Consider the following 7,003-nt stretch of genomic DNA (forward strand, 5'->3'; position numbering starts at 1 on the left):
GCCTTTGAAAGAGCCTGGGATAAAGCTCCGAGAATTCCATGGGAAGAAAATGTTGCACCACTTACAGTATCAATTTCAGAAGTACTCTGTCTGGAAATCACATTGGACTTGATTGTTTTCCATGCTTTATTAAAAAATTCAGGTGTATCTGTATTTGTGTTGCTTATTTTTTTGATTTTTCCATTTTTTATTGTAACCTTTACCGTTACGGTTCCATCAAAGCCTTCTGCCTGTCCCTCATATACGCCATCTTTATAGCTGACAGAAGTATCTTTCTTCGGTTTCTTTGCAGGTTTTGGCGTTGGCGTTGGAGTTGGTGTGGCAGCCGGTGTGGCAGAATCACTGTTTCCTGCCTGTGAAAGGGCATTCTGTACTGCCTGGATAATCCCGTTTGAGGAATAAGTTGCACCGCTGACTGCATCCACATTCGGGGACTGGCTTGATAAAACCTTACTTACAACGCCCTGTGCAGAGGCAAAATAAGAGCCTGTTTCTCCAGAGGCACTCAATATATCAACAGCTGTGATTTTCCCACCTGATACAGTTACCTGTACGGTAATCGTTCCTCCAAAGCCAGTACCGCTGCCCTGATAAGTTCCATCTTTATAGCCGCCTTCCGGAACTTCTGTAGTTGGTGTAGTGGTGGAGCCCTGACCTACCCCTAAAGATGCAGCCGTTTTTACTGGAAGGGTCTTTGAGCTTCCTTTTTTTATACCACTTTTTTTCTTTGAAATTTTGGAGGTTTTTTTCTTTGAAGATGATGATGTATTTTTGCCTGCTTTCAGCAGACTCTCCTCTTTTGCCTCGTCATCTGCTGCCTCATAGGAATAGGCTGTTTTCAGAAGCGATTCCAGATCCTGGGATTTTACAACCTCTCTGGTTTCAGCAGTCACTTCTTTTCCACTGCTGCCAGCCTGAGCACCTGCTGCAGCCACAGCCGCAATAACCACTGCTGCTGGAGCAAGTTTCACCAGATTCTTTTTTTCAAAAGGATTCTTATCACTGTCTCGTTTTTTCATGCTGTCTCCTGTTAAAATATGTAGCAAATTAAATTTCTCTTTACAAGCAAAAGCAGGGGCTGTTAAAAACGGCCCCCGTTCCTTTGCCTTGTTTCACACAAGTCTTATTTGTTACCAGTAAAAACTTTGTAACAATTATTGTAACTGTTCAGTACCTTCTGAATGGTTACCAATTATTTTACTTTTACTTTGAATTTCTTAGATACCCCATTACTTGTAACAGTGATGGTTGCAGTACCTTTCTTCTTACCTTTTACAACACCTTTTGCAGTAACAGTCGCTACTTTCTTATTGCTGGACTTGTATGTTACTTTTCCGGATGGTGTTGCGGTTGCTTTGATTTTTACTGTTTTGCCTTTCTTGATTGTTGCAGAAGATTTTGCAAGCTTCAGAGAAGGTTTCTTAACCTGGATTACTACTTTCTTAGTGTAATTTCCAACCTTTACAGTAATGGTTGTCTTTCCCGCTTTTTTCGCTTTTACAACGCCTTTGGAGGTAACAGTCGCTACTTTCTTGTTGCTGGATGTAAATTTAACTTTTCCAGTTACATCATTTTTTACAACCGTAATGGTTGTAGAGGTTTTTCCTTTGGTGTAAATTGTGGAAGCTTTTGCAGTTGCTGTAATTCCTTTGGCCGGTGCTTCAGTCGGTGCCGGAGTTGCAGTTGGCTGTGTAGGTGCTACAGTTGGCTGTGCCGGGGTCGGTGTTGCGGTCGGCTTTGCCGGGACTGGTGTTGCAGTCGGCTGTGCCGGCGTTACAGTTGGAGACGGAGCTTTTACAAGCATGTTAAGAGCTTCTCTTAAATGTCCGATCTGCTCTTCTACGCCATAAGTTGTCTGATTCTTAATATTTGCAAGCATTTCCTCGCACTCTTCAAGCTCATTTGCAATGCTGTCTTTTGCAGCAGCCCAGCTCTCCGGAGTATAATCAGCCTCATTCAGGGCTTTTGCTTCTGCGATAATGTTTTCCAGTGGTGTGGAATCTGCATCACCTGCAGGTTTTGCAATATTCTCAGCTGTTGCCTGGAATTTTACAACGTAATCCTGGTATCCAAGGGCATGAACAGTAAGCATCCAGTAACCAGTTCCGTCAGTTCCTTCCGGAAGCTTGCATCTTCCAGATTCTGTAAGACCAAGCTGGATACCCATCATTTTATGCATCCAGTTATCAGCTGCAAATTTTGTTCCATAGTTTGCAAGTCTGTTTGTATAAGTGGAATCATTTCCATAATATGCCCACTCAACAGACTGCATATGTGCACCAAGATCGCCATAGTTTCCAGTCAGGTCAACTCTCAGGAACTCACCATAGGAACCATTTCCAGGCTTTACAGCTGCTGTAATTCCGTCTGCCACTTTCAGCTCTGCATCTTTGATACCAGACTCAGTTCCGTTCTGTCTTGCTCCGATTACAAAGCTTCCATCTTCAGCTTTTGTAGCTTTTTTCAAACCATTTGTATTTGCAGTTACATTTGCAACGGCTTCATAGGATTTCAGTTCTTTCTCGCCATAACCGCCGATCAGCTGTCCGCCATTTTTTACAATTGCATGACTTTCTGCAAAAGCAGCAAGGTCAGCTCTCTTAATCTCAACCGGTACATATTTCAGGCCAGTTACGGTATATCCGGTTACATTGTTCCGGTTAAATACTTCTGATGTTCCATCGGCATAATAAACTGTTTTTCCGTCTGCGCTCCAGTGGGAAACTGTTTTTCCATTAAGAACCGCGATTGCCTGGAAGCTTCCTCTGTGAAGGCCATGGTTTGCAGTTGCTCTTGTTACAGCATCAAATGCTCCAAGGTCTGACTCACCTCTTCTGTCTTTTTCTTCAGAAGAAGCTGTGGAGCCTGCATTGTATACATCCTCGGAAGCCCAGTACTCAGCCCATGTAAGACCTGCGTATACATATACGTTTTCGTTGTAAACAAATGTTACATCTGGGTATCCGGCAGCACTTACAACTACTGTATCTCCATCGTTTACAGCTGTTTTAGAATAATCAAGAGTTCCATCCTCCTGAACAATCTTCACAGCACCTTTTCCGCTTGCAGCATACTCTTGGTCACCAATTTTTACTTTTGAAACTGTTTTGGTAAATGCAACAAACTGCTCAGCGGTAATATCTGCCGCAGCAACCAGTTTTCCTTCATACTCATCATAGGAAGCCATTACAGTATCTGTTGTTGCTGTAAAAGTAGCGCTGACAGGAGCATATTTTCCATTTGCATCGGAAATTGTCAGAGTATGTGTTCCAGGTGTAAGATTTGTAACCTTTACTCCTGTCTCTGTTGTCGCTGCTTCCACATCATCAACTGCATATTTCTTTGAATAATCAGATGGAAGTGCTTCAGATAATTCAACTTTAACCTCTGCATCTGTTACCTTGATGTTGTCAACGGTTGCACTGACACCTGTTTTTACCGGAACATAAGTATCTGGAATATCAAAATTAATTTCCCCCTTATCCGTATAGTACGTTACGCTGGAAATAGTTTTTCCCATCATGGATTTGTAGTGGTCAGAGCTTATTGGGCAACCGTGAGATTCTGTTGTAAAGCCGGTGCTCCATGCAAGTTCTTTTCCTTTCCAGATATTCTCAAGATGACGGAGTGCATAAGTGGTTCCGTCTGTTGTATTAATGATTACACCATAAATCTTATCACCATTAGATGCATTTACTACTGCCTTTACTGCTGTCTCATCCAGCTCAAGCTGATAATCTCCATATTTGGAATTAAGCTTTAATTCAGCATTCACACTAACATTCTGTTCGGACATTCCCTGAACAGCGCCAAAAGAAATATTTTCGTTCTCATCTACGCTCATTTCCTTGTAATATGCAGGAGTTTCTGCCGGAACATAATAAGTATAGCTTGGCTGTTCAATAAGAGCCGCTGCACCAGTATATGTATTAGTACTTACCTGGCCTTTCATGTTCGTAGTAATCTCTATAGTAGTGCTGTCTGTAATCTGTTTAAAATTTTCCAAATCAGAAGCTTTATTCACTTTTACCGGAAAAGTAACACCTGCAAGTTCATTTCCTTCCGCGCTTGTATGATAAGCAGCATTTCCATTCATCACGCCGCTCATCTTTGTTTTTGCTTTCGTCGCGGATGTAAATGCATCTACTTTTACATCATTGTTTTTCAACTCAGATCTGTAAAAAGCTTCATAGGGAATGTTCATCAGTACGATCTGACCATCCTCCACTGTTTTCACAGCTCCCGCTTCATTGTTGGTTTCGCCCTCAGTGTTTGCTAAAAAAGCATCTTCTGTGTCTCCGGTTTCGCCGTCCTCAAATCCAGACTCCTCTTCTGCGGCTTCTCCAGATTCAAAACCATCCTCTGTGTCTGTACCAAAATCTGCTGAATCGTCAGCCTCTGATGATTCGTCATAGTCGTCTGAAATCTCATCAGAATCATATATAGTCTCATCAGAAACCTCAACAGACACTTCACCAGAAGTAAAATCTTCTGCCATTACTCCAACTGGTGAACTGGTCATCGCTACAGCTGCACTCATAATGATCGGAGCAATTTTTCTTAATAACTTTTTGTCAGCCATCCTCTTCCTCCTCATTTAACTATTATTAGTATTTTCTAACCTTTGTTTATTTTACAGAATCGCGTTAGAAATGTCTATCTTTTTTTAGTTTAGACATTGCACTTTTTTTATCAACAAGAGGGGCTGTTTCGTATATCAACATGCTGATTCCGTCTCCATATTTTATATAAAAAATACTTTCCTCTCTTTAGGCATAATGATATCGCTTACAGACATCACCCCCATTTGCAGCAAAAAAGAATCCAGGCACGGAAGTCTTCTTACTTCTATACCTGGATTCTCCTACATTGAAAATTAAGCAACTGCCATATTGACTTGTCTGATTTTTCATCTGCTGCTCCTACGTCAGTCGCCGTAGCTACCGCTACACAGCCCCGGCCGTTGGGATGCGCCATATGCACCATATTTTCTTTCTATGAGAAAAAGCTCTCAGCCACGCTCATCTCCGCAATATATCCGACAGTTCCTGTCATAAAAATAGTTCCATCTTCTTTAATGTCGATCTGGATCATACCACCTGGCTGGTTTACATTGATTCTGTTTTCCATCAGACCTTTTCGGTAGGCTGCAATGGCTGCTGCACAGCTTCCTGTACCGGAAGCTTTTGTGTAACCGGAGCCACGCTCCCAGATCTCGATATCCAGATTTCCTTTATCAATCTGGCGGCAGATCTGCAGGTTCACTCTTTCCGGGAACTCATCTGCATTTTCCACATATGGCCCCAGCTCTCTTACTTTTTCCTGAGATACCTGATCCATGAAAATAATGCAGTGTGGATTTCCTACTGTGAGACAAGTTGCCTTGTATTCTTTCTTGTTAAATGTAAATGGCTCATCGATCACCTCACGCACCTCGCCAGTTACCGGAATCTCTCTGGAAAGGAAAGAGGCTTTGCCCATATTTACGCGGAACTCTGTCGCTCTGGCATTCAGACACTCTACTTCGATTGTTCCGGATAAAGTCTCAATGGCAAATTTTTTCTCTGTAACATACTCATTGTCCATAAGATATTTTGCAAAAATACAGACACCGTTTCCACTGATTGCAGCTTCACTTCCATCGGAATTAAAAATATGCATTCCCATTTTTCCGTTAATGTCAACTGGTCCGTAAAGCACACCATCCGCTCCAAGTCCGAACCCCCGCTGGCAAAGAAGCGCAACTTTTTTGCCCTGCAGCTGAAGCTGGTTTTTCTTCGCATCCAGTACCAGATAATCATTTCCAAAGCCCTGATATTTTGTCATGATAATGCTGTCTCTCATTGTTTTCAATTCCTTTCTGACGAAGCGCCCGTGATCTTTTTTCTCAAATCACATCTTATATATCCAGTATAGCATTTATTTTTCCCATGTACATAGAATAACTTGCGAAATATATTGCAAAAAATGCGGTATTTCATTTATAATAAAGTCATATTTCAAGCGCAGAATTGAATTATGACGCTACGCAAACGTAGCTGCAAGCAAAGTTTGCGGTTCCATACACACTATAGTTAAAACAGGGGCCATAACATATGAATTCTTTCAATGAACCTACTGAAAAAACCGGCTATCTGGAGCAGGATTTCCGGCTTTTTCACATCAAGGACCAGACCAAGCGAGAATTTTCTTACCATTATCATGATTTTCACAAGGTGATCATCTTTCTTTCCGGAAAGGCAGCCTACCACATTGAGGGAAAGTCCTACTACCTGAAGCCCTGGGACATTCTCCTCGTGAACCGTCACGCCATCCACAAACCTGAAATTGATTTTTCGGTTCCATACGAACGTTTTGTACTATGGATCCGCAACGACATCAAATCCACAGAACTGCTCCGCTGTTTTCAGAAGGCGATTGACCGGAGTTACAATCTAATCCGTCTGGACTCTGACACTCAGGAAAAATTAAAGCAGCTTCTCTACGAACTGGAAGCTGCCCTGAAAGACAAAAAATTTGGAAGCGAGCTTCTTGGCTCAGCTCTTTTTACCCAGTTCATGGTTTATGTAAACCGCATTTTTCTGGAAAAGCAGTACATTTACGACGCTCGCTCCTACAGCAGTGATTCCCAGATAGAAGAGCTTCTCCGTTATATTAACCACAACCTTACTGAAGATCTTTCCATTGAAACCCTTGCGCGGAAATACTACCTGAGCAAGTATCACATGATGCGGAAATTCAAGGAGGAAACCGGTTACACCGTCCACAACTACATCATTAGCAAGCGCCTTCTTCTCGCCCGCACAAAAATTTCCGAAGGCACCCCCATCCTGAAGGCCGCCCAGTTAAGCGGCTTCTCCGACTATACCACCTTCTCCCGGGCCTATAAAAAACAATTTGGCACCGCGCCGAGCCAGACAATATAATTGCTATTTAGTGTGTTGAAAGTTGTTCAAGGCGGACGCATTCGGACAATGGTGATTGCTCACTCGCCGGCGCAACG

The 7,003-nt window shown here is 42.5% G+C and carries 4 protein-coding genes; 1 reads left to right on the top strand and 3 read right to left on the bottom strand.

All coding sequences use genetic code 11. The features are described from left to right. The 3 genes from AB5642_RS19265 to dapF form a co-directional block, all read right to left on the bottom strand. On the bottom strand, positions 1-1,019 hold a 1,019-nt coding region (locus tag AB5642_RS19265; RefSeq protein ID WP_368371877.1), incomplete at its 3' end, for an FMN-binding protein. Between the two features lie 173 nt (positions 1,020-1,192). Then, positions 1,193-4,582, bottom strand: coding sequence for a penicillin-binding Tp47 domain C-containing protein (locus AB5642_RS19270; protein WP_368371879.1), 3,390 nt, complete (start codon positions 4,580-4,582; stop codon positions 1,193-1,195). 413 nt (positions 4,583-4,995) lie between these two features. Continuing rightward, positions 4,996-5,844, bottom strand: coding sequence for a diaminopimelate epimerase (gene dapF, locus AB5642_RS19275; protein ID WP_173735272.1), 849 nt, complete (start codon positions 5,842-5,844; stop codon positions 4,996-4,998). Positions 5,845-6,095: 251 nt separating this feature from the next. On the opposite strand from dapF, the gene AB5642_RS19280 reads away from it, so the two are divergent. After that, entirely contained in the window at positions 6,096-6,926 is an 831-nt protein-coding gene (locus tag AB5642_RS19280; protein WP_368371881.1) for a helix-turn-helix domain-containing protein, read from the top strand. Positions 6,927-7,003 lie beyond the last annotated feature (77 nt).

Source organism: Ruminococcus sp. 1001136sp1_2201st1_G3_2201SCRN_220225, assembly GCF_040924365.1.
Taxonomy (GTDB): domain Bacteria; phylum Bacillota; class Clostridia; order Lachnospirales; family Lachnospiraceae; genus Blautia_A; species Blautia_A faecis.

What these genes read in the sequence shown, in the direction of transcription:
- AB5642_RS19270 (WP_368371879.1), bottom strand. Translation starts at nt 4,582, where the DNA reads ATGGCTGACAAAAAGTTATTAAGAAAAATTGCTCCGATCATTATGAGT.
- dapF (WP_173735272.1), bottom strand. Translation starts at nt 5,844, where the DNA reads ATGAGAGACAGCATTATCATGACAAAATATCAGGGCTTTGGAAATGAT.
- AB5642_RS19280 (WP_368371881.1), top strand. Translation starts at nt 6,096, where the DNA reads ATGAATTCTTTCAATGAACCTACTGAAAAAACCGGCTATCTGGAGCAG.